This window comes from Lyngbya sp. CCAP 1446/10 (assembly GCF_026130175.1).
Classification (GTDB): Bacteria; Cyanobacteriota; Cyanobacteriia; order Cyanobacteriales; family Microcoleaceae; genus Microcoleus.
This window is the reverse complement of sequence record NZ_JAIGNI010000009.1, coordinates 58,923-84,416: the sequence shown is the minus strand read 5'-3', so window position 1 is coordinate 84,416 and position 25,494 is coordinate 58,923. Positions and strand designations below refer to the sequence as shown.

Below are 25,494 nucleotides of genomic sequence, written 5' to 3'. Positions count from 1 at the left end.
CGCCTTGATCCGCAGTAAAAAACATCTTGTCAGCGCGGCGGACAAACAGAATGCGATCGAGGATGGCGATCGTCAGCAGCATTACCCGGATTGTATCCAACCAGTGTAACTTCTCCTTGAGCATTCACCACCCAACCCCGCGCCGGAACAACTTCCCAAGCTTTTTTTCCCGATTCTTCCCGCATTCCTTCTTCCCTCTTCCCTCTTCCTTCTTCTTCCTCCCTTCTTCCTTCTTCCTTCTTCCTTCTTCCTTCTTCTTCCACCCACGGAAACGGTGTTTCTGCGCTGCTGAGGGCATCGTTAGGACTCGGTGCCACTCCCCCTTTCCCAGTAACTGTAAACTCGTTCTCGCCCCCTTCAATGCAGGGATTTGCCGCAATTAATGCAGCCGGATCGACAACATTTTGCGGCAACTCCACTAAACCTTGAGCGGGATTCACCCCAGCAGCGCTGAATGTAACAGTCCCTTGCAAAGCCGGGCCCCCACTTTGGGAAATAGCCGCAATATCGCTGGTAGGAACTAGAGAAGTAGGACTTACTTGCAAATTTGTAAATTGAGCATCTGTTAATCCCAAATTGCCTCGAACCTGTTCACGAGTGGCTGCTGTAAACCCGAAAACATTGGGGACATTGATATTAACCCGACCACCCCCGGCCGATCGCGCATTAGCAGTAATATCGCTATTTTCCTTGGGGAGAGTAGCCAGAATATCGCTTTTAATATTGATACTGCCACCATCAGAAATACTCGCATCCGTTGTAATTCTGCTCCCTCGGCGCAACTGGATATCCCGTGCTTCGAGGTTAATATTTGCTCCTGCACCGGATTCAGTTCTACCGTCAATGCTGCTTTGGTTGTCAAGGGAAATTGAATCTGCTTTCACGTTAATGTTACCAGCCCGAGCCGAGCCCAAGGCTTGCAGATTGAGTGTTCCCCCATTCCGCAGAATCAATTGCCCGACATTCAAATTCAACGAACCTCCGTTAGCCGTAGCATTGGGATTTCTAACGCCAGAGGCAATCCCAACGGAAGTTTGAATTTGACTGTTAAATTGACCTTGACCCCCATTCCCAATTAGCTCTACACGCCCCGCATTGATTGTGATGCTTCCCGCTTCTCCTTTGCCTAAAGATGAAGTAGAAATAACTCCCCCACCCCGGAGAGTCAGTACAGGTGTAGAAATGTTCATACTTCCTCCCCGATTAGCAGCGTTGGCATCAGCGGAAATGAAACTGGGATTTCGACTCCCGTTCGCCAAAACTCCAGAAATACCCTCTATTGTTACTGACTCACTGGCCCTAACTGTCAAATTACCTCCGCGCCCGCCCGTTGTATTCAACGGTTGGTTGCCCACAATCGATCCGCTAGATAAACCAATTCCGCCTCCTTCAGAGATAATCAACCGCTTTGTGTCGATATTAATGTCCCCGGCTTGCCCATTCACACCAACCGCACTTGAGGCGATTAATGTTGCTACGGGACTTCCAGCGGGAGTCCGCAGCACTTCTACTGATTCAGAAGCTTTAATGTTGATATTTCCCGATGCTCCTCTATCGCGTGTAAAGCTAATAAAAACAGCATTATCGCGCACTCTTAAACGTTCTCCCTCAAAGCTGATATTTCCTCCGCTACCCGTACTCCCCAAAAGTGTACCGCTGTTGATTCCAGAACCGACTAGATCGAAAACCTCCGCACGGATGGTGATACTTCCAGCGTTGCCAGTAGCGAATGTGGGGCTACCCAATACAGTTCCATTGTCCATTAGCAATCGTCCCGTCTCGATCAAGATGTTTCCGGCATTTCCTATACCAGTAGTGCCAGAGATCAGAAGAATTTGTGGGTCAAAAGGCTTGAACGAGCCAGATACCAAATACCTAGCACCAAACACTCTATAGCTATCTAATCCAAGGCCGATCGTTTCTAATGAGTCGGTAGCGCGGATGTTGATAGCGCCTCCCGCACCACTTCCTAGTGTCATTGTGGAGATTTGCGCCCCACCTTGGGCCCGAAACTGTTGAGCGTTAATATCGATGCCTCTACCATCAATATTTCCCAGTGTCAGTGCATAAATTCGCGAACCACTCAGGCTGACATTTCCACCTCTAATATCCACTTTGCCACCACCGAGTCCGCTGGTATTAATCAGCGATCCGTTGGTTATTTGAATGTTACCAAAGTTGGAAATATTATCATAATTTAAATTCAAACCTAGCGCAGTTGGCTCGAAACTAACTAAACCCGGACTCGCCACACTACCCAAGTTAATTTGTCCGGTACTAGCAGTTAAATTACCGCCTGTGAGTTGGATATCACCGCCAACTAAGGCTAAAGTTTGACCGGGAGCTACTGCTAAACCAACAGCGTTGTCAATGGGAAGTTCCGGGGGAAAGAGCCGTTCTCCCTCAACCACAGCCCTTGACTGATTGACAATTGTACCGGGATTGTCTCTAAACCTTAAACCCACAGGAATATTAATTGCTAATAATGGTACTGCGTTGGGATTCGCAGCGTTGAATTCAAAACCATTATTAAACACAACACCCGCAGCAGAGGAACCAATAAATGAACCGCGCAAATCTAACCGAGCATTGGGACCAAAAATAAGTCCTCTGGGATTGATTAAAAATAAATTAGCATTGCCTTGCACTCCCAATACACCTAAAATATTGGAAGGATTACCCCCAGTAACACGGGTGAAAATATTAGAAATGCCGTTAGGATTGACAAAATATGCTCCTCTGCCTGCACCGACGTTAAATTCCCGGAAACTGTGAAATAAACTTACACCACGATTTGCGCCGCCAGTGATTCTATCTGAGGGTAAATTGTTGATAGTGTCGGGAACAGTGCGCGAACTTTCCGCGCCCAAGCTGCCATCGGGGACGATTTGGGCGAGGCTGCAAGTGGGAAACAGGCACAAATAACAACTCACCAATAAAAGCTGAATCGCTGCTGAAATATAGTATTTATTTCGGTTTTTGAATTCGTTGATTTTGGATAGTTGCCAGAAAAAGAGATGTTGGGAAACCATAATTAACCTATTGTTAGCTGACATTCGGCGAAAAATTTTCAAGCATAAACTATTTTGAGCTCATCGGGGCGGACAACCCGACACTTGCTGCTTCGTGCGCCCTGGAAATTGACCCGCATCGTCAGCAGCCACCAGCGTAACTTCTCCTTGAGCATTCACCACCCAACCCCGCGCCGGAACAACTTCCTGAGCTTTTTCCCCCCTTTCTTCCCGCATTCCTTCTTCCCTCTTCCCTCTTCCTTCTTCTTCCTCCTTTCTTCCTTCTTCCTTCTTGCTTCTTCCTTCTTCTTCCACCCACGGAAACGGCGTTTCTGCGCCGCTGAGGGCATCGTTAGGACTTGGTGCCACTCCCCCTTTGCCAGTAACTGTAAACTCGTTCTCGTCCCCTTCAATGCAGGGATTAGCAGCAATTAACGCAGTAGGATCGACCACATTTTGCGGCAACTCTACTAAACCTTGAGCCGGATTCACCCCAGACGCGCCGAATGTTACTGTTCCTTGCAAAGCCGGGCCGGCACTTTGGGAAATCGCGGCGATGTCGCTGGTGGGAAGCAGAGAAGTAGGACTTACTTGCAAATCTGCAAATTGCGCGTCACTGAGATTCAACCTGCTTCTGACTTGTTCGCGCCCCACTGCTGCAAAGCCCAAGACATTGGGGACATTGACATTCACGCGGCCACCTTGGGCCGATCGCGCATTCGCAGTAATATCGCTATTTTCCTTGGGTAAAGCAGCCAGAAGACTGCTGTTAATATTGATATTTCCACCATCAGAAATACCAGCATCGGTAGTAATTAGGCTACCACGTCGCAACTGAATGTTTCGCGCTTGCAGGTTAATATTTGCTCCAGTACCTGATACAGTCGTGCCATCAATTATGCTTTTATTATCCAGAGCAATTGAGTCGGCGACAACGTTAATATTGCCAGCCCTACCTGTTCCTGAAGATTGAACATTAACCACTGCATTATCCCGAATAATCAATTGATTAGCATTCAAATTCAGCGACCCTGCATTTCCGGTAGCATTGGAATTAATAGCATTAAACGCCCTACCAGCCGAGGCTTCAATCCCACTCCTCAACCGACTGTTACTCCCAATACCTTGCACTTTTAAGCGATCGGCATTAATTGTAATATCTCCTGCATTTGCTATACCCAAAGAAGCCGCAGAAATAACGCCGCCATTCTGCACAGTTAGTTTAGGTGTTGAGAGGCGGATATCTCCACCTCTACCAGAACTTGCAGTTTGAGTAACAAAAGAACTTGCTACATAGCCCGCATTCCCCAAAAATCTTGACTCGCCGCTCACTTCTATAGACTCGGAGGCTCTCACTGTTAAATTTCCTCCAGTCCCCCCACTTGTAGAAAACACGACTTCGCCAAAAATCGCACCCGTCGTTAAACTAATTGTGGCTCCATTAGAAACACTCAATCGCTTAGTGTCGATGGTAATATCCCCACCTTTTCCATTAGCATCAAAAGTATTCGTACCGAGCCGAGTTTGCCCTAAACCTACAGGGAGACTACCCGACAATTCCACAGATTCACTAGCTTTAATCGCAATATTCCCCGATGCTCCATCACTAAGGCTGAAGCTGGCAAAAGCACCGCCATCGCGCAGCATTAACCGTTGGGCTTCAACAGTAATGTTTCCGCCTTGACCGGTGCTTTCGTTCGTTGTTCCGTTATAGAGCGTTGAACTGACGAGTTCGACGGTGTTGGCGCGGATAGTCAGATTTCCGCCATTCCCAGCACCAAAGGTGGGAGCACCGGCCACTACGCCATTGCTCATTAACAGCCGTCCGGCTTCAATGTTAATGTCCCCAGCTCTTCCACTACCAATAGTGCTAGTAAACAAAACAATTTGCGAAATAAAAGGGTTCCCTGTTCCAGATGTCTGAAAATTTTCTGTAAGCTGCTGATAGCCCTCAATTCCTAGGCCGATCATTTCTACCAAGTCAGTAGCGCGAATATTAATATTGCTCCCTTTCCCCTCTCCCAGTGTCGTGGTGAAAATTTGCGATCCTTGATCTATTCGTAAGTTTTGGGCATTGATGTCAATACCTCTACCATCAATATTTGCCAGGGTCAGTCCATAAATTCCTGAATTACTGAGAGTTACATTTCCACCCCTGATATCAATTTTTCCACCTCCTAATCCGCTGGTATTTATCAATGCACCATTCATGTCAATATTGCCGAAGTTCTGAATATTGCTATAGTTGAAATTCAGACCTAAAGCTGTTGGTTCAAATTGCACTAAACCTGGACTTTTGACGCTTCCCAGAAGAATTTGTCCGCTACTGGCGGTAGCGATTCCCCCGTTGAATTGGATATTTCCCCCTACTAGCGCTAAGGTTTGACCGGGGTCTACTGCTAAACCAATATTCTTGAAAATTGGTACTGGTAAGGGAATGTCAGGCGGTGATGGGTTAGGAGCAATTGACTGATTGACAATTGTGCCGGGATTATCTCGAAATCTCAAACCCACAGGAATATTAATTGCTAACAATGGCACTGCATTAGAATTAGCTGCACTAAATTCAAAGCCATTATCAAAGAGAATACCGCTACCAGTTGAACCGATAAATGAACCGCGTAAATCTAACCTCGCATTAGGGCCGAAGAGAATTCCTTTGGGATTAAGTAAAAATAAGTTAGCATTTCCTTGCACTCCCAACACGCCTAAAATATTGGAAAGATTACCCCCAGTAACACGGGTAAAAATATTAGCAATGCCGTTAGGATTGGCAAAATATGCTCCTCTGCCTTCACCCACGTTAAATTCTCTGAAACTGTGAAAGAGATTAGAGCCGCGAGTTGCGCCACCAGTGATTTTATCTGAGGGTAAATTGTTGATATTATCGGGAACAGTGCGCGAACTTTCCGCGCCCAAGCTGCTGTCGGGGACGATTTGGGCGAGGCCCGAAGTGGGAAAAAAGCACAAGTAACAACTCACAAATAAAAGCTGAATCGCTGCTGAGATATAGTATTTATCTCGGTTTTTGAATTCGTTGATTTTGGATAGTTGCCAGAAAAAGAGATGTTGGGAAACCATAATTAACCTATTGTTAGCTGACATTCTGCGAAAAATTTTCAAGCATAAACTATTTTGAGCTCATCGGGGCGGACAACCCGACACTTGCTGCTTCGTGCGCCCTGGAAATTGACCCGCATCGTCAGCAGCCACCAGCGTAACTTCTCCTTGAGCATTCACCACCCAACCCCGCGCCGGAACAACTTCCTGAGCTTTTTTCCCCCTTTCTTCCCTCGAACCTCTATCCGTTACATCCGTTAAATCCCGTACAGTGCTCGCTGCCGAATCCGTTACATCCGTTACAGAATCCGCTGCCGAACCTTCTGCTTCCACCCACGGAAACGGTGTTTCTGCGTTGCTGAGGGCATCATTAGGACTCGGCGGCACTCCCCCTTTTCCAGTAACAGTAAACTCGTTATCGGCCCCTTCGATGCAGGGATTTGCCGCAATTAACGCAGCCGGATTCACAACATTTTGCGGCAACTCTACTAAACCTTGAGCGGGATTCACCCCAGAAGAACTAAAATTAACAGTACCTTGCAAAGCCGGGCCCCCACTTTGGGAAATCGCGGCGATATCGCTACTCCGAAGCAGAGAAGTAGGACTTACTTGCAAATCTGCAAATTGCGCGTCACTCAGATTCAACCTGCTTCTGACTTGTTCGCGGCTAACTGCTGCAAAGCCCAAGACATTGGAGACATTGACATTCACGCGGCCACCTTGGGCCGATCGCGCATTCGCAGTAATATCGCTATTTTCCTTGGGTAAAGCAGCCAGAATCTCACTGTTAATATTGATATTTCCACCCTCAGCAATACCTGCATCCGTTGTAATTCGGCTCCCTCGGCGCAATTGAATATCTTGTGTCCTGATATTAATATTTCCCCCACCGCCAGAGTTAGTTCTACCGTCAATACTAGCTTGGTTATCCAAGTCAATTGAGTCAGCTAAAACATTAATATTTCCAGCCCTTCCCCTTCCTAAAGACTGAACGCTAACCGTTCCGCCATCTCGGATACTCAATCGATTTACATTCAAATTCAATGAACCCGCATTCCCCGTAGCATTGGGATTGACAATAATCGAAAAACTGCCAGCCGAAGCCTCTATTCTACTTCCAAACAGACCGTTACTTCCTTTGCCTTGAACTTCTATGCGATCGGCATCAATTGTAATATTTCCGGCATCTACTTCACCCAACGCAGCCGCAGAAATAATCCCCCCATTCCGCAGATTGAGTATGGGCGTAGAGAGGTAGATATCTCCACCCCGACCAGAACTTGAAGTTTGAGTAGCCAAAGCACTCGCTCCGAATCCTACATTTGCCAAAACTCCAGACACGCCGTTAACTTCAATTGACTCGGAAGCTCTCACACTTAAATTCCCTCCTAACCCCCCATTCCTAGAAAATACGACTTGCCCAATAACTGCACCCGTAGATAAACTAATTGAGGCTCCATCAGTAACAGTTAGCCGCTTAGTATCGATGGTAATATCCCCGGATTTACCATTGCCATCAAAAGAGTTTGTACCGATACGAGTTTGCGCGGCACTTCCAGAAATACCACCCGACAATTCTACAGATTCAGTTGTTTTAATCGTGATATTCCCCGATGCTCCATCACTACGGCTGATGCTAACCAAACCACCAGCATCCCGTATGATTAACCGTTCGCCCTCAATATTAATGCTGCCGCCAGAGCCGGTACTTTCTTTAGTTGTTCCATTATTGATTGCTGAACTGACGATCTCGAAGGTTTGAGCGTGGACAGTTAGATTGCCCCCATTTCCAGCACCCAGGGTGGCAGTACCGCCCACTACGCCATCACGCAGCAGCAACCTTCCGGTATTGATATTAACCTCTCCAGCGGCTCCACTACCGACAGTACCACTATTAATTACAATTTGGGGATCAAATGGGTTAAGAGTTCCAGATAATATATATTGGGTATAAAATCGCTGATAGCCTTCTATTCCCAACCCAACCATTTCTACTGAGTCAGTAGCGCGGATATTAATATTACTCCCCTTTCCATCCCCCAGAGTTGAAGTGAGAATTTGCGATCCTTTATCTACTCGTAAATTGTGAGCATTAATGTCAATTCCTCTCCCATCAATATCCCCTAGTGTTAAGCTATAAATTCCTGAACTGCTGACTGTGACATTTCCACCTTGAATGTCAATTTTTCCACCTCCTAACCCACTGGTATTTATAAGTGCCTCATTCATTTCAATATTGCCAAAATTATGAATATTTCCGTAGTCTAACTTTAGACCTAAAGCCGTTGGTTCAAATTGCACTAAGCCGGGACTTTTCACACTTCCCAGAATAATTTGTCCGGTATAAGCTGTTAAGTTTCCACCTTGTAGTTGAATGTCTCCACCAATTAATGCTAAAGTTTGACGGGGATCTACTGTCAAACCAAGTTTATTAGACACAGGAATTTCTATGGGCAATGGCGGTAAAGTTGGTGTGGGGCCAATTGCTTGGGAAGAGTTGACAATTGTGCCGGGATTTTCTCTAAATCTCAAACCCACAGGAATATTAATCGCTAACAATGGCACTGCATTAGAATTAGCTGCACTAAATTCAAAGCCATTATCAAAGAGAATACCGCTACCAGTTGAACCGATAAATGAACCGCGTAAATCTAACCTCGCATTAGGGCCGAAGAGAATTCCTTTGGGATTAAGTAAAAATAAGTTAGCATTTCCTTGCACTCCCAACACGCCTAAAATATTGGAAAGATTACCCCCAGTAACACGGGTAAAAATATTAGCAATGCCGTTAGGATTGGCAAAATATGCTCCTCTGCCTTCACCCACGTTAAATTCTCTGAAACTGTGAAAGAGATTAGAGCCGCGAGTTGCACCGCCAGTGATTCTATCTGAGGGTAAATTGTTGATATTATCGGGAACAGTGCGCGAACTTTCCGCGCCCAAGCTGCCATCGGGGACGATTTGAGCGAGGCTGCAAGTGGGAAACAGGCACAAATAACAACTCACAAATAAAAGCTGAATCGCTGCTGAAATATAGTATTTATTTCGGTTTTTGAGTTCGTTGATTTTGGATAGTTGCCAGAAAAAGAGATGTTGGGAAACCATAATTAACCTATTGTTAGCTGACATTCTGCGAAAAATTTTCAAGCATAAACTATTTTGAGCTCATCGGGGCGGACAACCCGACACTTGGCGCTTCGTGCGCCCTGGAAATTGACCCGCATCGTCAGCAGCCACCAGCGTAACTTCTCCTTGAGCATTCACCACCCAACCCCGCGCCGGAACAACTTCCTGAGCTTTTTTCCCCCTTTCTTCCCGCATTCCTTCTTCCCTCTTCCCTCTTCCTTCTTCTTCCTCCCTTCTTCCTTCTTCCTTCTTCCTTCTTCCTTCTTCTTCCACCCACGGAAACGGTATTTCTGCGCTGCTGAGGGCATCATTAGGACTCGGCGGCACTCCCCCTTTTCCAGTAACAGTAAACTCGTTATCGGCCCCTTCGATGCAGGGATTTGCCGCAATTAACGCAGCCGGATTCACAACATTTTGCGGCAACTCTACTAAACCTTGAGCGGGATTCACCCCAGAAGAACTAAAATTAACAGTACCTTGCAAAGCCGGGCCCCCACTTTGGGAAATCGCGGCGATATCGCTACTCCGAAGCAGAGAAGTAGGACTTACTTGCAAAGCTGCAAATTGGGCGTCACTGAGATTCAACCTGCTTCTGACTTGTTCGCGCCCCACTGCTGCAAAGCCCAAGACATTTGGGACATTGACATTCACGCGGCCACCGGCGGCTGTGCGGGCGTTGGCGGTGATATCGCTGTTTTCTTGGGGAATAGCCAGCAAAGTATTGCTTTTGATGTTGATATTGCCGCCGTCAGAATTGCCTGCATCGGTGGTAATTCGACTCCCGCGCCGCAATTGGATGTTTTGTGCTTGCAGGTTAATATTTGCCCCTGTACCCGATACAGTTGTACCATCAATTCTGGCTTTGTTGTCAAGGTCGATCGCATTTGCGACAATATTGATATTACCAGCGCGCCCGGTTCCCGTAGCCTGCACCGTTACTGTAGCTCCATTTCTGACGGTTAGTCGATCGCGCGCCGTCAGATTCAACGAGCCGGCATTTGCTGTAGCATCGGGATTAGTACCGAATGTCTTACCAACTGAAGCATCTATGGTACTGACAAACAAACCGTTATTGCCGCTACCGCTGACTAAAATGCGATCGGCATTCACAGTAATATTCCCCACATCTCCGCTACCCAAAGAACTCGTAGTAACTATCCCCCCATCTCGCACAGTTAAGCTTGGCGTATCAATGCGAATATCCCCGCCCCGACTAGAGCTCAAAGTTCCAGAAGTCAGCCCGCTAGCATTCTGAATTCCGCTAGTCAAAACTTGAGAAATACCTGAAATCTCTACTGATTCAGTCGCCCTAACTGTTAAATTTCCAGCAGGCCCGCCATCCTGAGAAAACAAAAACCTGCCAACTAAAACACCCGTTCCTAATGTAAACGCAGAACCGCCAGAGAGACTCAACCGCTTGGTATCAACATTAATATTACCAGCACGTCCGGTAGAACCGATAGTTAGTGTGCTAATTCCGGTTGACACAACTGTTCTTGGGCCGCGGTTAGACAATTCGATTGATTCAGAAGCTTTAACATTAATACTCCCAGACTGGCCGCTGCTGTAACTCGTAGTACCCAGAAGAGAACCGTCGCGCATAATTAATTGACTGACATCAATACTAATACCTCCTCCCGCCCCGGTACTTTCTTTCGCCGTCCCGTTGTTGACTCCAGAACCCACCATTTCAAAAGTATTGGCGCGAACAATCAAATTGCCGCCCCGGCCAGCACCAAAAGTTATCCCGCTACCGAGTACCCCATTGTTTAATAACAAGCGTCCGGTATCCAAGGTAATACTCCCCCCAGCACCAGCACCAGCACTAGCATTAAACAGCGTAAATAGCGGGTTAAACGGGTCTGTGGTTCCAGATACCAGATATGTAATTACAACTTGTTGAAAGCCATCAATTCCCAGCCCGCTCATTTCTATTGAATCAGCAGCACGCAAATTGATATTACCTCCGGCACCATCTCCTAGAGTCAAAGTAGAAAATTGTGTGCCGTTTTGCGATCGCAATTTTTGGGCATCGATATCGATACCTCTACCATCAATATTGCCCAGTGTAATCGCATAAAATCGCGCAGCGTCGAGGGTAATATTTCCACCTTTTAACTCTACTCTGCCGCCACCGGTGCCGCTGGTATTTATGAGCGTTCCATCGGATATTTTAATATTGCCGAAGTTCTGAATCTTGTCATAATTTAAACTTAAACTTCCCTGCTGTGGGCTCGATGTCAGTGCCAAATTAACTAAACCGGGACTGGCTGCACTACCGAGCAAAATTTGTCCGCCATTGGCGGTTAAATTTCCGCCTGGGATTTGGATGTCGCCGCCAATCAGTGCTAAAGTTTGACCTGGATCTACGGCTAAACCAACTTTATCTGTAATCGGAATTGGCATCGGAGATGCTGGCAGGTTAATCTTTCCCGTCGCCGTCGATTGATTGACAATTGTACCGGGACTGTCTCTAAATCTTAAACCCACGGGAATATTAACTGTTAATAATGGTGATGTTTGTGGGTTGGTGCTGCTGAATTCAAAGCCGTTATTAAACACAACGCTGTCAGCGGTTGTACCGATAAACGAACCGCGCAAATCTAACCGCGCATTTGGCCCGAATACAATCCCTTTCGGGTTAATTAAAAATAAATTAGCATTTCCTAAAACTCCCAGAGTTCCTAATATATTTGAGGAGTTACCGCCGGTGATGCGGGTAAAAATGTTAGCAATGCCGCTGGGATTGGCAAAATAAGCTCCCCGCCCTTCTTTGATGTTGAATTCGCCGAAACTGTGAAAGAGATTAGATCCGCGAGTTGCGCCGCCGCTAATTCTATCTGAGGGTAAGTTGTTGATAGTATCGGGGACAAGGCGCGAACTTTCCGGGCCCAAGCTGCTGTCGGGGACGATTTGGGCGATCGCGCGATCGGGAAACAGCACTAAAGCAGCCAAAAGTAAAGTGAAATGCAGGCGATTCATACAGTAATTCCTGTTTTAAAAATGGGAAGACAAGCGTTCGGGAACATCTCATTTTTGAAGCATTTTTTATGATATTGCTGTCCCCCTTCGCGAGAAAAAAGGTCGCCAGCGGGGATAGCACTAGGGAGCATCTCAGTTTTGCAAAAAGGATTTTTTTTATGATAGTGCGAGCTGTCGCGAGCTCGCGTATTGTATGCAGGAGCGAGCGGGGACGCTCGCACTATAAGCAAAACTGAGATGCTCCCCAGCACTCAATGCAAAACACCAGATGCTCCCAATAGTTCAATAAAACTTACACAGTTAACATATTTCTGCCCCGGAGATCCCCCTAAATCCCCCTTAAGAAGGGGGACTTTGAGGGCATTCTTGTCCCACCCCCTACTCCCCTTTTTTAAGGGGTGTGCCAGGGAGATCTGTCTTAAGTGAACCGTATTGGTTTATAGTGAGGACTTTACTCCTCATTTATCAGGACTAAAGTCCGAACGATCGAACTTGATTTTGGTTTTATATAACTCCGTTGATGAGAGTCTATGTCCGTAAATCCAAATTTAAAGATTTTGAACTTGACTGCTGAGTACAATTTGCTCTACAGTAATTTCTAGTCCCGGAAAAGTGGGGGAAATAATCCGCTCATTATCTTTAAAACTTTGAACTACATAGCGGTCATTTTCCAAAGAGTAAACAAAAACTGTGGGAACTTTGGGATTGCCTAGATACGCCCTAGCTGCGATCGCCAAATAGTCCACAATCCAATACTCAACAATACCGAGCCGTTGATACTCATCTAGCTTATCAACATAGTCATCTTCCCAGTTAGTTGAGGTAACTTCTACTGCTAATTGGATAGGTTCGGTAAGGGCTCCATAGCCACGTACATTGCTGTTCCATACTGACGCTTTAACCACGCCAACATCAGGATTTCTGCCTTGTTCTTGCCCTGAAGGTTTGACAGTTCTGATAACTATATCTTTGTCAACAATATAATCAAGTCCCAAGCGCCTGATTTCATCGTTAAAGCCAAAGACTAGAAATCTTGCCACATTTTTATGAGCTCTGGTTGCTTCCACTTTGACAATCTCCCCATTTACAAGTTCGTAGATGCCAGATCCGTCTGGGTACTGTTGCAGGAAGTCTGCAAATGTTAGTTTAGTTTTTGTCTGAACCATAAGACAATCCCTCTTGTGTGAACTACTTTATATTTTAAAACATGGTTTGTAGTGAGGACTTTAGTCCTCAGATGCGGACTAAAGTCCGCACTACGAACCTATTTTTATTGTTGTCGCCATCTAAGAGCTAGAAAGCAAAGTAATTAATCCGAAAGTATAGGCCTTTTTCCTGCAAAGTTCGATCGCCCGATCGAGCATTAATCAAAGGAATACCATAATCTAGACGCACATTCAAGCGATCGCCCATTTGCCAAATCAGCCCCAAACCCGCACCCAACAACTTATCCGAGTCAGGATTCGGTTTTTCTCCCGAATGGTTCCACCCTACCCCAAAATCGATAAACGGAGCAACCTGCAACAATCCTTTGACTTTCGGCACCCGCCAAACCGGGATTCGCACTTCCGCAGATGCGATCGCACCGCTATCAGTTAACAGCAAATCTTGGCGATATCCGCGCACGCTTTGCACGCCACCGATCCCGATTTGTTCGAGAGAAAGCAGCGGGCGATCGGCTAATTGAATGTCAGAACGCACAATCAGCAAGGTTTCCGGTGCTAACAGCCGCACATACTGGGCTTGTCCCCGCCACGACAGAAAGCGACTATCAGGGCTGCTATCGTTCGCAGTAGCGCCCAAAAAATTGGTGCCGACGGAAAACTGCGATCGCGCCGCGAACACTTGACTGGTATTCCGCTGCACGTATTCCTGAAAAAACCGCACCGCCGAAACCCGCGTTTCGCCGCGCTCGTTGGCTCCCGCCGATAGCGCAAATCTTTCTCCCAACAGGAATGTATCGCTTTCTTGGCGCGATAAACTTACTCCCACAGCTAAATTGCGATCGGGCTTTTCGACAATCGGCTGGCGGTAAGTTAACTCGTAAGTGCGGGATTTCCCCTCAATTTCGGCCGCAGCAAAGGGTTCCTCGATCACGTTGGTGCTCGCAGCACTCGCAGCGAACCGAATCGTGCCGTTGCGCGGGTTGACGGGAACTGTGTAGCTGCCGTTGAATTCGTTGCTGCCATCGGTGTTAGCATAGGAGACCTCTAACCCGTCGCCCAAACCGAGCAAATTCCCTTGATTGACGCGCACACCGCGCCGAAAACTGCCGACGCTGGGCGATCGATTGTTGTCTGCGAACACTTCACCACTAAAGCTGTCTGCTTCTTTGATCCGCACTTCCAATCGGCTGTTTTCCGGGCGGCTTCCGGCTTGCAATTCGGCGGAAATATTGGCAATTAAGGGGTCGAGTTGCAGCATTTGCAAGGCTTCCAGCAGGCGATCGCGGTTGAGTGGCCTTCTGGTGGCGCGTTCGAGGCGCGATCGCACGTAATTTGCATTTAAACGCTTGTTTCCACTAATCTCAATTGCATCTAATCCGCCTTCGATAATCTGAATTTTCACCACACCTCCTTCTCTGGGAAAGGTTTGGTTGGCGGGAATTAAAGCGCCGGAATTGATGTATCCTGCTGCTACGTATTTTTGAGTCACAGCCGCTTCTGCTGCGATCAGTTCGGCAAAGGTGATTTCGCGCCCCGCAAACTGTTTTGTAACTTCTGCAAGTTCGCGATCGCTAAAAGCTGTGTTTCCCTCAAATTCAAAGCGCAAAACCCGAATTGTACCCGGAATCCCCGGTCTCAAGTCGCCGGGAACTGGTGTGAGCGGGGTTGGTTGGAGGGGAGACGGTGGCGGAGGTTGCGGGGCTGTTGGTACAGGTAATTCCGGCTCTCTGGGTTGAATTGGGTTGGGCAGTTGGCTGAGCTGCGAATCTCGATCGCCATCCAAACCCGTTTTTTTGGCGCTAATACTTTCTTCTAGTTTACCCTGGTTAGAAAGCTCGGTTTCTTGGGCTTTTGTGGCTAATGTGCGATCGACAGAATTGGCAACTTCCGGCTGTAAATCGGGACTCTCGACAGGTATAATTGGTGCAAAAGTCGATCGGTCTAATTCTTGGACACGCAAGTCTTCGCGGTGGCTGATCTCGTCAGTGGGAAGCAAAGGTCGATCGGCTCCGCTGCTGACTGCTGCCAAATCCTCAACATTTGAGGTCAAGATTTCAACGTTGCTCGCGGATGTTTTAGCTGGTTTTCCCAACCAAAGTAATCCAAAGATTCCAGCAATTAAAAATAGTTTTTGCGATTGACAGTTCATATGATCGAGTTACTGTTTAGCTGCATTGGGTGGAAATATTTTAAGGAACCTGTGCACCCTATACTCAAAATTAATCTTAACCGAAAACAAGGTAACAACCGTCGCTGCTAACAGTTTCCCAACAGCTAAAAACCAAAAGCTCGATCGAGCTTTTCGTTCATCTGCCACAAATTACGCAGCAACCGGATGCCGATCCGCAAAAATATCTTAACAGTTGACAGTTGACAGGATTTGTCAATATCGTCTTTGTTACCAATTTTTTGGTTGCCATGATCGACTTTGGCGATCCATTTTTGTATTGGCTCGTATCCGACTCGGCGCGCCAGAACTTGGTCAAACCAAACGGCGGAAAATTTGATAGCTTCTCTCATATTCAAGTCTCGATTCTATGCGGGAAATTGCCTGGTAATTCCATCTCAAGTTATACCACTAATTTGACAAATCAATGCAACAATATTAGTATGGTGTGTCGCCTTCGATAGTATCCCAAAAAAGACGAAAAATAAGCGAGAGCGACGCACCATCGACAATATTTGAATAAACAAACTCAACTAAGAGTATTGTGGCAATGATTTTTTTTAATTGGTATTAGACTATAGCCAGCTTTTAAGCAATAAAGTGCTTGGATTTTTAGTCGGTTAATTACAGTTTGTTGTGACAAAAGTATTTTCAACTCCTTGACTGTTGCATCAATTATTTCTTGATAGTTGACTTTCATAAAATATCCCTTAATTTTGTGGTCTTGTAGCACTTATTCTGCAAAATGGTATTACCTTGAACTAATGACCAACGTAACTGCCAATTGCCAATGGAAAGGGAGAGGAAAAAAAATACTTTTCCTTTCCATTCAATCCGTTAGATCCCGTACATTGCCCGTTGCCGAAGTTCCTTTAGAAAAGTGACTAATGACTATGAATTTTCATGCTCAAATCTAGCCAAGTCGATCGCGTAATTGGAGCGCTAGTTGAAATATAATCAACTCCAGTTTCCGCAACACTTCTAATAGTTTCTAAAGTAACATTGCCGGAAGCTTCGATTTTTACCCGATCGCTCTTTTCGCGAATTATTGCCACAGCCTGCCGCATCAAATCATAAGACATATTATCCAACATGATAATATCAGCTTTGTGCTGCAAAGCCGTTTCTACTTCAGCCAAAGTTTCCGTTTCAACTTCGATAGTCAGCGGATAGGGAATCGAATTGCGGATACGGGCGATCGCCTCTGCAATACCGCCAGCCGCCGCGATATGATTGTCTTTAATCATCACTGCGTCATCCAATCCCATCCGGTGATTGCAAGCACCGCCGACTTGAGTCGCGTATTTTTCCAACAATCTCAATCCGGGCGTGGTTTTGCGGGTATCGACTAATTGCACAGGTAAATCGGCAATTTTGTCAACATATTTGCGAGTTAAAGTCGCGATGCCACTCAAACGCATTGCCAAGTTTAATGCTACTCTTTCACCGGTTAGCAGCGCATCGAAATTGCCAGAAATCTCGGCAATTACTTGTCCTTTGTCGCACAATGTCCCTTCTGGTACTTGCGGGTTGAAGCTCAAGCGGCTGTCTAAAAGTTTAAAAGTGCGATCGGCGATCGGCAATCCAGCGACGACTCCCGCCTCTTTGACAATCCATTTAGCAGTACCTGGGACGCTCTCTGCGGGGAATAAGGTCGATGTTGTGCGATCGCCCCTACCGATATCTTCTAACAGCCAGTTGTGCAATAGGGAGTCTAAAACAATCCAAGGCGGCAATATTGCTGTCATATTTTCTTTGTTATTCCTGCTACTAGGAACGATAGTCGATCGGGCAATTTTAGGCAAGTTGCAGAATGATGGTGGTGTGAGTGCGATTTTGGGCGATCGGGCTAGATGATGGGGTATTCTGTTGCTGACATTGGGTTTTGGTGCTTTAATGGAGTAGATGGGGCGATCGCGAGAATAAACAATGATACAGCCAGTCATTTTAGAAAAACTAGAAGAACTCCCTGAGTCTCTTCAAACAGAAGTGCTTCATTATATTGAGTTTTTGATCGAAAAGCAGGCTAAAAACTCCAATCAAGAAAAGCCGACAAAGAAGCGTCGAGTTGCCGGAACGATGAAAGGAATGTTTGTTCTACCGCTACCTGATGACTTTGATGAGCCGCTTGAGGATATGAAGGAATACATGGAATGAATAGATTACTATGGGATACTCATGCTTTGATCTGGTCTGTATCGAATTGAAAGGAGAGTAAAAAATGATGATAGAAACTGCTATCTTAAAAAATCTCAAAAAATTGCCTGAATCTGCCAAACAGGCAGTCCTTGACTATATAGAATTTCTGGTAAACCGATACGCCCAAGAGCCTCCTAAAACGGAAAAAGCTGCCAAGCGAGGCGGACTTGGAATTTGGAAAGATAAAATCTGGATGTCTGATGATTTTGATGAACCTCTCGAAGATTTAAAGGATTATATGTAAATTTGATCGGCGGTTCAACCTGCTACAAAAAAAATGACTGTGAAGTTTCATGAGGAACTCAGGCTTCTTTCGATAAGTAAAGTCGCACTCAGAGCATTATGGAATACTCGGCAATACACTTGTAGCTATATGTCACGCCCATTGGTACTTAAGTATAATTTTTAAAATGGAGTATCATCAAGATCCGTCCTCGTGTTTAAAACTGCTACTCGAAGAGGTGGAATACCTCATAGCTATTGAATCCGGTAGCAACGGCAATCCCTGGATTTGCGTGGCTAAGCTCACTGAAGTATTTTATCAAAAGCATGGAGTCTTACTTGAAAAAGTGGCAGAAGTTCAAGGTTATAGCGACGGTTTTAGGGGGCTTTTGACAAGTAGCGGGCGCTTTTCGATCTACGGTACTCCAATACCGACAAAGTTTTACGTAGCTCTTATTCAGGAAGTAGTTCCGAGCTTTTCCCAGTTTCAAACAACGTCAATTAATTACTACAAAATAAGGACTTCAGAATATCAGCCAAGCGTAGTTCCGGGTATTGAATCAGTCAATAACTTGGAAATTGCAAGGATTTCAGCAATTAAGCCAATATTAGTTCCTAGCATTAAATCAGTCAACGACTTGGAAAGCGCTCTGATAGAAATCATCAATAGATTAATGGCAAATCATCCGAACAAAAATGTGACAACTGCAATATTGAGTAAAAAATTTCACGATGATTATAAGCAACCCATACGAACTGTAATACGAAGTGTGTGTCCGGATATGAAATTGATTGAGTTACTTCAGACAATTCCTAGTCTCCATGTCCAAAAAGTGGATAATGATTGGCAGATTACTGTAGAAAATTATTCAATTATAGAATAAAGGTCATTAGCCGCTCAATTTTGCCATTATACCACTAGGAAAGATGCGATCGCCCACTATTGACTGCTACAATAAGGGCGATCGCTTGTTATGATTGTGTTAAAATATGGTTCAAGTCCCCCACAATTCTAGCTTATTTGAAAACAGTCATTGAAACATCACATAACCATCATGCAAACCAAAACGATCGCAATTCGCGTTAATGCTGAAGTTGCTAAAATATTTGAGGCTGCTTCTGAAGAACAGCGTCGTAAATTAGAGGCATTACTTAGCCTGAAACTTAGTGATGCAATTCGACACAAAAGACCCCTAGAGGAGGTAATGAGTGAGATGAGTCGGAATGCTCAATCGCGAGGATTGACCCCAGAAATTTTGGATTCAATTCTTTTTGAGGAGTGAGATGCGCTACGTTTTTGATACAAATGCCATTGTCAGTGCGATTTTGTTTGATAACAGTAAACCCGATCGCGCCCTTCGATATGCTTTAGCAAACGGAGAGGTGTTACTATCACTTGAACTGCTAGAAGAATTGAATGAGGTATTGGGGCGCGAAAAATTTAATCGGTATGTCACAAGTGAAGAAAGGGAGGAATTTTTAGCAGCTTTGGTGGAAAGGGGAGTTCTAGTGGAGATAATTGAAAAGGTGCAAGAGTGTCGCGATCCAAAAGATGACAAAGTTTTGGAGTTGGCATTAAATGGAGAAGCGAACTATATCATCACTGGTGACAGGGATTTGCTCGTATTGCACCCATTTCGTGGTGTGGTAGTAATCACAGCAGACGAGTTTTTGAAGACGATCGAATCTGAGTAGTTTTGATTTCGGATATCAGTTACCCATCCTTTGTACGCCTGATGAACTACTAGGAAATTAATTTATGTTGCAAGATGAAATCGTAGAAGAAATTCACAAAATTCGTGAAGAGTATGCCAAATCTTTCAATTATGACTTGGATGCAATATTTGCAGACTTGCAGAAGAAACAAGCTGAAAGCGGCAGAGAAGTGGTGAAATTGTCGCCAAAGCGCGTTCTAACAGGGCGTTGGAGCGGACGGGGCAAAAATATTCTGTGACAAAACTAAAGCCCTTTTCCGTTGTTGCGGGAAAAGAGCTTTAATTTATTATTAACCTGGCACCGAGCTATTTTACCGGGCAGTGACCCGCCGAGTATCTTCGCCATAGTAACGTTTAACAACCGAGTTCGGGATGGATCGGAGTGGTTCCATTACACCATAAGCACCAGGAAAGCTTTGAAAACTTTAAATCCTGTGTCTGCGTTAAGCTTGATGCGCTGCATCTCTTTCGCTCGACTTAATTACATTACCAAGCTTTCCCCAGTTTGTCAACCCCTTTGTCAAAAGTTTTTTTTCGATGATGTCATGGAGTCGGACGAGGGGCGAGAAACCGGGTTTTTATGAAAATATTTCGTTGCAGGCGACAGATGCCGAAAAAACCCGGTTTCTGCCAGTCTGAGCGCGTCAGCCCAATCACAAATCCAAAAAAGCAGCATCGGTTCCCTGCTCTCGGCGAATCTTCCCATCCTTTACAAACCACGCCACGACCTGCTTAACTGTTAATTGCTCGATCGTCCCTCCAACTTCCACAGCAATTTGCTTCAACGGTCGCAAAGACGCAACCACCAAATTAGTAAAAAAGTTTTCAAAACTAGCATCAACTTGAATCGACTGTTGAATGCTCTCATCATTCTTAATCCAATCCATCACCTGCTGGTTAGACACCTCAGTTATCGGCAAACCAGTCTCCCCAGCAATTTGCTTGAGCACCCTCAAACCATAAATTGCCAATCGAGTCGAAAACTTTTCCTTCGACGACAGCAGCGCCATATCAACTTCGGCGCACTCTTCCGGCTTTAAAAAATCTGCTAGCGGTTCCATATATTAAAAATTGATAATCGGTAATTGATAATTGTTACTAATGACTAATGACTAATGACTAATGACTAATGACTTCTTCTTAGCAATAGAATAACCGCAGCGATGTTCCCCATCAATAATCCAGTGAGTCCGCTCCACAATACAATCCGGCAAAACCCCCGCAAACATTTCCAACTCATTGCCGCAAACACTCGGAAAAGTTTCCGCAACATTAGAAATCGCGCAGTTGTGTTCCATCAACACAAATCGATCGCCCTTAACATCGCGATCGCACATTTCCACACCTACAGATTCTACAGGATAACACTCAGCCATATAACCTTCAGCCCTGCGGAGTTCCACCAACTTACTCACCCGCTCTTGCAGCGAACCCGAACCCACCAGCCGCCGATAGTCCGTAGCCTTGCGCTGCCACTGTTTTCGTAGGATACTAATCACTTGCTCGCGGCCGACTGTTTCCGCCAACGTATCCAAGAAAGACACAGCAAAATCGCCGTAACGATTCGGGAAGCGATCGCGCCCCAGACTGGTAAGCTCATAAATATGCTGCGGCCGCCCCATACCAGCCTGAACCGACTGATACCGAATTGCGCCCTCCGCCTCCAAATCCTTCAAATGACGGCGAATCGCCTGCGGGCTCATCTCCAAAGACTCCGCCAACTCAAGAGCCGTCCCCTGACCCCCCTTGAGCAAATATTGCAGGATGTCTTGTTTCGTGGAAGTCTGCTGAGTCGTCTCCATCTTCACAAAAAATTATTAATTTGACTTTGACAATATCACTATTGTTAATGTAGCTTAAAATATACTAAAGCAACAAAACAGTTGTTTAACTTGCCAGCAGCCCCCAGAACTCGCCGGGCCCCCGACAGTTCAAGCGTCTGCCATCTTTGAGAGACTAATCCAGAACACTCGAAAGCACAAAATTCATGAGCTCTACAGTCACAACCCTAGTCAACCAGCCCTACAAATACGGTTTCGTCACCGACATCGAGTCGGACACCATCGCCCGCGGCTTGAGCGAAGATGTAGTCCGCCTGATTTCGTCCAAGAAAAACGAACCGGAATTCATGCTGCAATTCCGCCTCAAAGCATACCGGAAGTGGCTGACAATGACTGAGCCTACTTGGCCTCATGTCAACTATCCGGCGATCGACTACCAAAACATTATCTACTACTCCGCGCCCAAACAAAAGCCCAAAAAGCTCAACAGTTTGGACGAAGTTGATCCGGCACTATTAGAAACCTTCGAGAAATTGGGAATTCCCCTATCCGAACAAAGACGACTGGGAAATGTCGCCGTCGATGTTGTTTTTGACAGCGTTTCAATTGCCACAACCTTTAGAGAAAAGCTAGCCAAAGACGGCGTTATATTCTGTTCCATCACAGAAGCCATCAAAGATTATCCCGAACTAATCGAAAAATATCTTGGCACTGTCGTACCAGTAGGCGACAACTTTTTCGCAGCCCTCAACTCCGCCGTATTCACCGACGGTTCCTTCGTTTTCATTCCCAAAGGCGTAAAATGCCCAATGGAATTGTCAACTTATTTCCGCATCAACAACGAAGATTCCGGCCAGTTCGAGCGCACCCTAATTATCGCCGAAGAAAACAGTTCTGTGTCTTACCTAGAAGGCTGCACCGCGCCGATGTTTGACACCAACCAACTGCACGCCGCTGTCGTGGAATTGGTAACAATGGACAATGCCGATATCAAATACTCAACCGTGCAGAACTGGTACGCCGGCGACGCGAACGGCAAAGGCGGAATTTATAACTTTGTTACCAAACGCGGCTTGTGTCAAGGAGTCAACTCTAAGATTTCTTGGACGCAAGTAGAAACAGGTTCGGCGATTACCTGGAAATATCCCAGTTGCGTGTTAGTTGGTGATAACTCTGTAGGCGAATTCTACTCGGTAGCACTAACAAACCACAAACAGCAAGCTGACACCGGCACGAAAATGATCCACGTCGGCAAAAATACTCGCAGCACGATTATTTCTAAGGGAATTTCGGCGGGAAATTCTGCAAACAGCTATCGCGGCTTGGTAAAAATGGGCCCCAACGCTAAAGGCGCTCGGAATTATTCTCAGTGCGATTCGATGCTGATTGGCGACAACGCTCAAGCGAATACTTTCCCCTACATTCAAGTGCAGAACCACACTGCTAAAGTAGAACACGAAGCTTCTACTTCCAAGATTGGGGAAGAGCAATTGTTCTTCTTCGCACAGCGGGGAATTTCCGCAGAAAATGCTATTTCGATGATGATTAGCGGTTTCTGTAAGGATGTTTTCAATCAGTTACCGATGGAATTTGCGGCTGAAGCTGATAAGTTGCTGAGTCTGAAGCTCGAAGGAAGTGTGGGATAATCTCGAAGGAAGAAGGAAGAGGGAAGAAGGAAGAAGGAAGAAAGAAGAGAAAAGAAAATTTATCGAAGTTTCTTTCTTTTTCTTGACTCCCAAATTCTCTTGAAATTATCTGCGTTTATCCGTGTTAATCTGCCTAACATCTGCGGTTCCTTCATCAATGCAGAAGTTAGGCAAAAGTTGAATTACAACAAGACCAAAAAATTAGAGGAGTTAGGAAAAAAAGAGATGATTGTTGAAAATAGTCAAGTGGTGCTATCCGTCCGCGATTTAACTGCGAATGTGGAAGATACCCAAATCCTTAAGGGTTTGAATCTGGAAATTAAATCGGGTGAAATTCACGCGATTATGGGCCCGAACGGTTCGGGAAAAAGCACTTTGTCCAAGATATTAGCCGGCCATCCTGCTTATACAGTAACGGGCGGAGAAGTTATTTTCCTGGGACAGAATCTCCTGGAATTACCGCCGGAAGAACGTTCTTTGGCTGGCATATTTTTGGCTTTTCAATATCCTTTGGAAATTCCCGGCGTTAGCAATGTGGATTTCTTGCGCGTGGCTTACAATTCTCACCGCAAACATCGCGGCTTGGAAGAGTTGGATGCTTTTGATTTCCAAGATTTAATCGAGGATAAGCTGGATGTTGTGAAGATGAACCCGGCTTTCTTGAGCCGCAGCGTCAATGAGGGTTTTTCTGGGGGCGAGAAAAAGCGCAACGAGATTTTGCAAATGGCGCTTTTGGAACCAAAGTTAGCTATTTTGGATGAGACTGATTCTGGTTTGGATATCGATGCTCTCAAGATTGTCGCCGGCGGTGTGAATCAGTTGTCAAATGCTGAAAATTCGATGTTGGTGATTACTCACTATCAGCGGTTGCTCAATTACATTATTCCTGATTTTATTCATGTCATGGAAGCGGGCCGAATTATCTTGACTGGCCCGAAAGAATTGGCGCTGGAATTGGAAGAGCGCGGTTATGATTGGGTTGTGGAAGAGGAAGCAGCAGGAGTTGGGGCGCGATGATAAATACGCAAGTTGCTACTAGGGAAATGTTTTTGGCTGATTTGGTGAATCAGTGCGGTAAGTTGGAGGTTGCTAATGGCAAAGGTTCGGCTTACGGGTTGCAGGATTTGCGGGATACGGCGACTGAATACGTGCTTGCTGCGAGTTTTCCGACGGTGAAGGATGAGGAGTGGCGCTTTACTGATTTGTCGTCGGTGTTGCAAGTTCCTTTTCATGTACCGCAAAGCTATCAGTCAACGGTTAAGCTGGCTGATATCGTTATGCCTGTGAAGAATCGGGATGATTTACCGTTAAGATTGGTATTTGTTAACGGTTTTTATGCGCCGGATTTGTCTACCGTGGAGTCGGCGGTTTTGCCGAATTTGCCTAGCGACTTTTATGCTGGTAATCTATCTAATGTACCCGAAAAATATCGATCGCGCATTACCGATGTTTTGAGCAAGCACAGCCAACAAACGGAAGTTTTTACAGCGCTGAATACTGCGGGTTTGGTGGATGCTGCAGTGGTGTTCGTGCCGGCCAATATGTCCGTCGAACTGCCGATTCACTTGCTGTTCTTGACCGCACCAGGTGCATCTGCGACGATGTGTCAGCCGCACTGCTTAGTCATAGCTGAGGCTGGCAGCAAAGTTACGCTGATTGAAGATTACACCACAATCGGTAATTTACCCGCTTTTACGAATGCTGTGACGGATGTTTTTGTCGGCGAAAACGCCACTGTGAATCACGTTAGGCTGCAGCGCGAAGGTTTGAATGTGGTTCATGTGGGCAAAAGTGCGATCGCCCAATCCCGCAACAGCAGCTATACTTGTCATGCTATCAGCTTGGGCGGCAAAATATCGCGCCACAATTTAGAAGTATTTCAAGGCGGCGAAGGCACCGAAACAATTCTAAACGGCTTAGCCGTAGCCTTTGGCGAACAAGTAGCAGACACTCACAGTCTAATTGATTTCAATCATCCCCACGGCACAAGTCGCCAATTGCATAAGTGCATCATTGGTAACAAAGCCCGTGCAGTATTTAACGGCAAAGTTTTCGTTCGCAAAGCCGCACAATTGACAGATGCGGGACAATTGAGCCGGAATTTGTTGCTGTCGCCGAGGGCGCGCGTTGATACAAAACCACAGTTAGAAATTGTGGCGGATAACGTTAAATGTTCCCACGGTGCAACTGTCAGCCAGTTAGAAGATGACGAGCTTTTCTACTTGCAAAGTCGCGGTTTGAATTTGGAAAGAAGTCGCTATTTGTTGATTGATGCTTTTGCGGCGGAAATTCTCAATATGTTGCCGATTGTTGGGGTAGCGAAAATGCTTTCTACCTGTGTGGCTGTGCAAGAATAAAGAGGAACCGCAGATTTAGGGCAGATGAACACGGATAGACGCAGATAATTTCATTACGAGGA

The 25,494-nt window shown here is 45.9% G+C and carries 19 protein-coding genes and 1 rRNA gene; 9 read left to right on the top strand and 11 right to left on the bottom strand.

Annotated features, from left to right (window positions below):
- Positions 1-29: 29 nt before the first annotated feature.
- From K4039_RS06435 to nadC, 8 genes are all read right to left on the bottom strand, one after another.
- A complete protein-coding gene (locus K4039_RS06435) occupies positions 30-3,056 on the bottom strand; it encodes an S-layer family protein (RefSeq protein ID WP_265234309.1) in 3,027 nt (1,008 codons plus the stop codon).
- Between the two features lie 36 nt (positions 3,057-3,092).
- Complete coding sequence (locus tag K4039_RS06430; protein ID WP_265234308.1) at positions 3,093-6,116, bottom strand: S-layer family protein; 3,024 nt, start codon at positions 6,114-6,116, stop codon at positions 3,093-3,095.
- A gap of 36 nt (positions 6,117-6,152) precedes the next feature.
- Positions 6,153-9,200 carry an S-layer family protein gene (locus K4039_RS06425; protein ID WP_265234307.1) on the bottom strand — a complete coding sequence of 1,016 codons (3,048 nt, stop codon included), beginning with the start codon at positions 9,198-9,200 and terminating at the stop codon, positions 6,153-6,155.
- Between the two features lie 36 nt (positions 9,201-9,236).
- Positions 9,237-12,179: a filamentous hemagglutinin N-terminal domain-containing protein gene (locus tag K4039_RS06420; RefSeq protein ID WP_265234306.1), complete on the bottom strand. Its 2,943-nt coding sequence runs from the start codon at positions 12,177-12,179 to the stop codon at positions 9,237-9,239.
- A gap of 548 nt (positions 12,180-12,727) precedes the next feature.
- Complete coding sequence (locus K4039_RS06415; protein ID WP_265234305.1) at positions 12,728-13,345, bottom strand: Uma2 family endonuclease; 618 nt, start codon at positions 13,343-13,345, stop codon at positions 12,728-12,730.
- Between the two features lie 127 nt (positions 13,346-13,472).
- Entirely contained in the window at positions 13,473-15,494 is a 2,022-nt protein-coding gene (locus K4039_RS06410) for a ShlB/FhaC/HecB family hemolysin secretion/activation protein (protein ID WP_265234304.1), read from the bottom strand.
- 125 nt (positions 15,495-15,619) lie between these two features.
- Complete coding sequence (locus K4039_RS06405) at positions 15,620-15,865, bottom strand: hypothetical protein (RefSeq protein ID WP_265234303.1); 246 nt, start codon at positions 15,863-15,865, stop codon at positions 15,620-15,622.
- 531 nt (positions 15,866-16,396) lie between these two features.
- Positions 16,397-17,260, bottom strand: a complete 864-nt coding sequence (gene nadC, locus K4039_RS06400; RefSeq protein ID WP_265234355.1) for a carboxylating nicotinate-nucleotide diphosphorylase — start codon at positions 17,258-17,260, stop codon at positions 16,397-16,399.
- 181 nt (positions 17,261-17,441) lie between these two features.
- Here nadC and K4039_RS06395 point away from each other — a divergent pair, with 181 nt between their 5' ends.
- The 6 genes from K4039_RS06395 (at position 17,442) to K4039_RS06370 (ending at position 19,887) form a co-directional block, all read left to right on the top strand.
- Positions 17,442-17,669: a DUF2281 domain-containing protein gene (locus tag K4039_RS06395; protein WP_265234302.1), complete on the top strand. Its 228-nt coding sequence runs from the start codon at positions 17,442-17,444 to the stop codon at positions 17,667-17,669.
- A 64-nt stretch (positions 17,670-17,733) separates the two neighbouring features.
- A complete protein-coding gene (locus K4039_RS06390; protein ID WP_265234301.1) occupies positions 17,734-17,955 on the top strand; it encodes a DUF2281 domain-containing protein in 222 nt (73 codons plus the stop codon).
- 166 nt (positions 17,956-18,121) lie between these two features.
- Positions 18,122-18,817, top strand: a complete 696-nt coding sequence (locus K4039_RS06385; protein WP_265234300.1) for a hypothetical protein — start codon at positions 18,122-18,124, stop codon at positions 18,815-18,817.
- 150 nt (positions 18,818-18,967) lie between these two features.
- Entirely contained in the window at positions 18,968-19,216 is a 249-nt protein-coding gene (locus tag K4039_RS06380; RefSeq protein ID WP_265234299.1) for a hypothetical protein, read from the top strand.
- A 1-nt stretch (position 19,217) separates the two neighbouring features.
- Positions 19,218-19,628 carry a putative toxin-antitoxin system toxin component, PIN family gene (locus K4039_RS06375; protein ID WP_265234298.1) on the top strand — a complete coding sequence of 137 codons (411 nt, stop codon included), beginning with the start codon at positions 19,218-19,220 and terminating at the stop codon, positions 19,626-19,628.
- Positions 19,629-19,692: 64 nt separating this feature from the next.
- Positions 19,693-19,887: a hypothetical protein gene (locus tag K4039_RS06370; protein WP_265234297.1), complete on the top strand. Its 195-nt coding sequence runs from the start codon at positions 19,693-19,695 to the stop codon at positions 19,885-19,887.
- A gap of 54 nt (positions 19,888-19,941) precedes the next feature.
- On the opposite strand, the gene rrf is transcribed toward K4039_RS06370, so the two are convergent.
- The 3 genes from rrf to sufR form a co-directional block, all read right to left on the bottom strand.
- A 5S ribosomal RNA gene (gene rrf / locus K4039_RS06365) occupies positions 19,942-20,058 on the bottom strand.
- Positions 20,059-20,301: 243 nt separating this feature from the next.
- Positions 20,302-20,709, bottom strand: coding sequence for a hypothetical protein (locus K4039_RS06360; RefSeq protein ID WP_265234296.1), 408 nt, complete (start codon positions 20,707-20,709; stop codon positions 20,302-20,304).
- A gap of 51 nt (positions 20,710-20,760) precedes the next feature.
- Positions 20,761-21,450, bottom strand: a complete 690-nt coding sequence (gene sufR, locus K4039_RS06355; RefSeq protein ID WP_265234354.1) for an iron-sulfur cluster biosynthesis transcriptional regulator SufR — start codon at positions 21,448-21,450, stop codon at positions 20,761-20,763.
- A 185-nt stretch (positions 21,451-21,635) separates the two neighbouring features.
- On the opposite strand from sufR, the gene sufB reads away from it, so the two are divergent.
- The 3 genes from sufB to sufD all read left to right on the top strand — a co-directional run bounded on the left by sufB (position 21,636) and on the right by sufD (position 25,432).
- On the top strand, positions 21,636-23,075 hold the full coding sequence (sufB, locus tag K4039_RS06350; RefSeq protein WP_265234295.1) for a Fe-S cluster assembly protein SufB: 1,440 nt from the start codon (positions 21,636-21,638) through the stop codon (positions 23,073-23,075).
- 225 nt (positions 23,076-23,300) lie between these two features.
- Positions 23,301-24,092 carry a Fe-S cluster assembly ATPase SufC gene (gene sufC / locus K4039_RS06345; RefSeq protein ID WP_265234294.1) on the top strand — a complete coding sequence of 264 codons (792 nt, stop codon included), beginning with the start codon at positions 23,301-23,303 and terminating at the stop codon, positions 24,090-24,092.
- Positions 24,089-25,432 (top strand): Fe-S cluster assembly protein SufD, encoded by a 1,344-nt coding sequence (gene sufD / locus K4039_RS06340; protein ID WP_265234293.1) that lies wholly within the window; start codon positions 24,089-24,091, stop codon positions 25,430-25,432. The genes sufC and sufD overlap by 4 nt, the downstream gene beginning before the upstream one ends.
- The last annotated feature ends 62 nt before the right edge of the window (positions 25,433-25,494 follow it).

Coding starts and splice junctions, on each gene's coding strand:
- K4039_RS06435 (WP_265234309.1), bottom strand. CDS start 3,056: ATGTCAGCTAACAATAGGTTAATTATGGTTTCCCAACATCTCTTTTTC.
- K4039_RS06430 (WP_265234308.1), bottom strand. CDS start 6,116: ATGTCAGCTAACAATAGGTTAATTATGGTTTCCCAACATCTCTTTTTC.
- K4039_RS06425 (WP_265234307.1), bottom strand. CDS start 9,200: ATGTCAGCTAACAATAGGTTAATTATGGTTTCCCAACATCTCTTTTTC.
- K4039_RS06420 (WP_265234306.1), bottom strand. CDS start 12,179: ATGAATCGCCTGCATTTCACTTTACTTTTGGCTGCTTTAGTGCTGTTT.
- K4039_RS06415 (WP_265234305.1), bottom strand. CDS start 13,345: ATGGTTCAGACAAAAACTAAACTAACATTTGCAGACTTCCTGCAACAG.
- K4039_RS06410 (WP_265234304.1), bottom strand. CDS start 15,494: ATGAACTGTCAATCGCAAAAACTATTTTTAATTGCTGGAATCTTTGGA.
- K4039_RS06405 (WP_265234303.1), bottom strand. CDS start 15,865: ATGAGAGAAGCTATCAAATTTTCCGCCGTTTGGTTTGACCAAGTTCTG.
- nadC (WP_265234355.1), bottom strand. CDS start 17,260: ATGACAGCAATATTGCCGCCTTGGATTGTTTTAGACTCCCTATTGCAC.
- K4039_RS06395 (WP_265234302.1), top strand. CDS start 17,442: ATGATACAGCCAGTCATTTTAGAAAAACTAGAAGAACTCCCTGAGTCT.
- K4039_RS06390 (WP_265234301.1), top strand. CDS start 17,734: ATGATGATAGAAACTGCTATCTTAAAAAATCTCAAAAAATTGCCTGAA.
- K4039_RS06385 (WP_265234300.1), top strand. CDS start 18,122: ATGGAGTATCATCAAGATCCGTCCTCGTGTTTAAAACTGCTACTCGAA.
- K4039_RS06375 (WP_265234298.1), top strand. CDS start 19,218: ATGCGCTACGTTTTTGATACAAATGCCATTGTCAGTGCGATTTTGTTT.
- K4039_RS06370 (WP_265234297.1), top strand. CDS start 19,693: ATGTTGCAAGATGAAATCGTAGAAGAAATTCACAAAATTCGTGAAGAG.
- K4039_RS06360 (WP_265234296.1), bottom strand. CDS start 20,709: ATGGAACCGCTAGCAGATTTTTTAAAGCCGGAAGAGTGCGCCGAAGTT.
- sufR (WP_265234354.1), bottom strand. CDS start 21,450: ATGGAGACGACTCAGCAGACTTCCACGAAACAAGACATCCTGCAATAT.
- sufB (WP_265234295.1), top strand. CDS start 21,636: ATGAGCTCTACAGTCACAACCCTAGTCAACCAGCCCTACAAATACGGT.
- sufC (WP_265234294.1), top strand. CDS start 23,301: ATGATTGTTGAAAATAGTCAAGTGGTGCTATCCGTCCGCGATTTAACT.
- sufD (WP_265234293.1), top strand. CDS start 24,089: ATGATAAATACGCAAGTTGCTACTAGGGAAATGTTTTTGGCTGATTTG.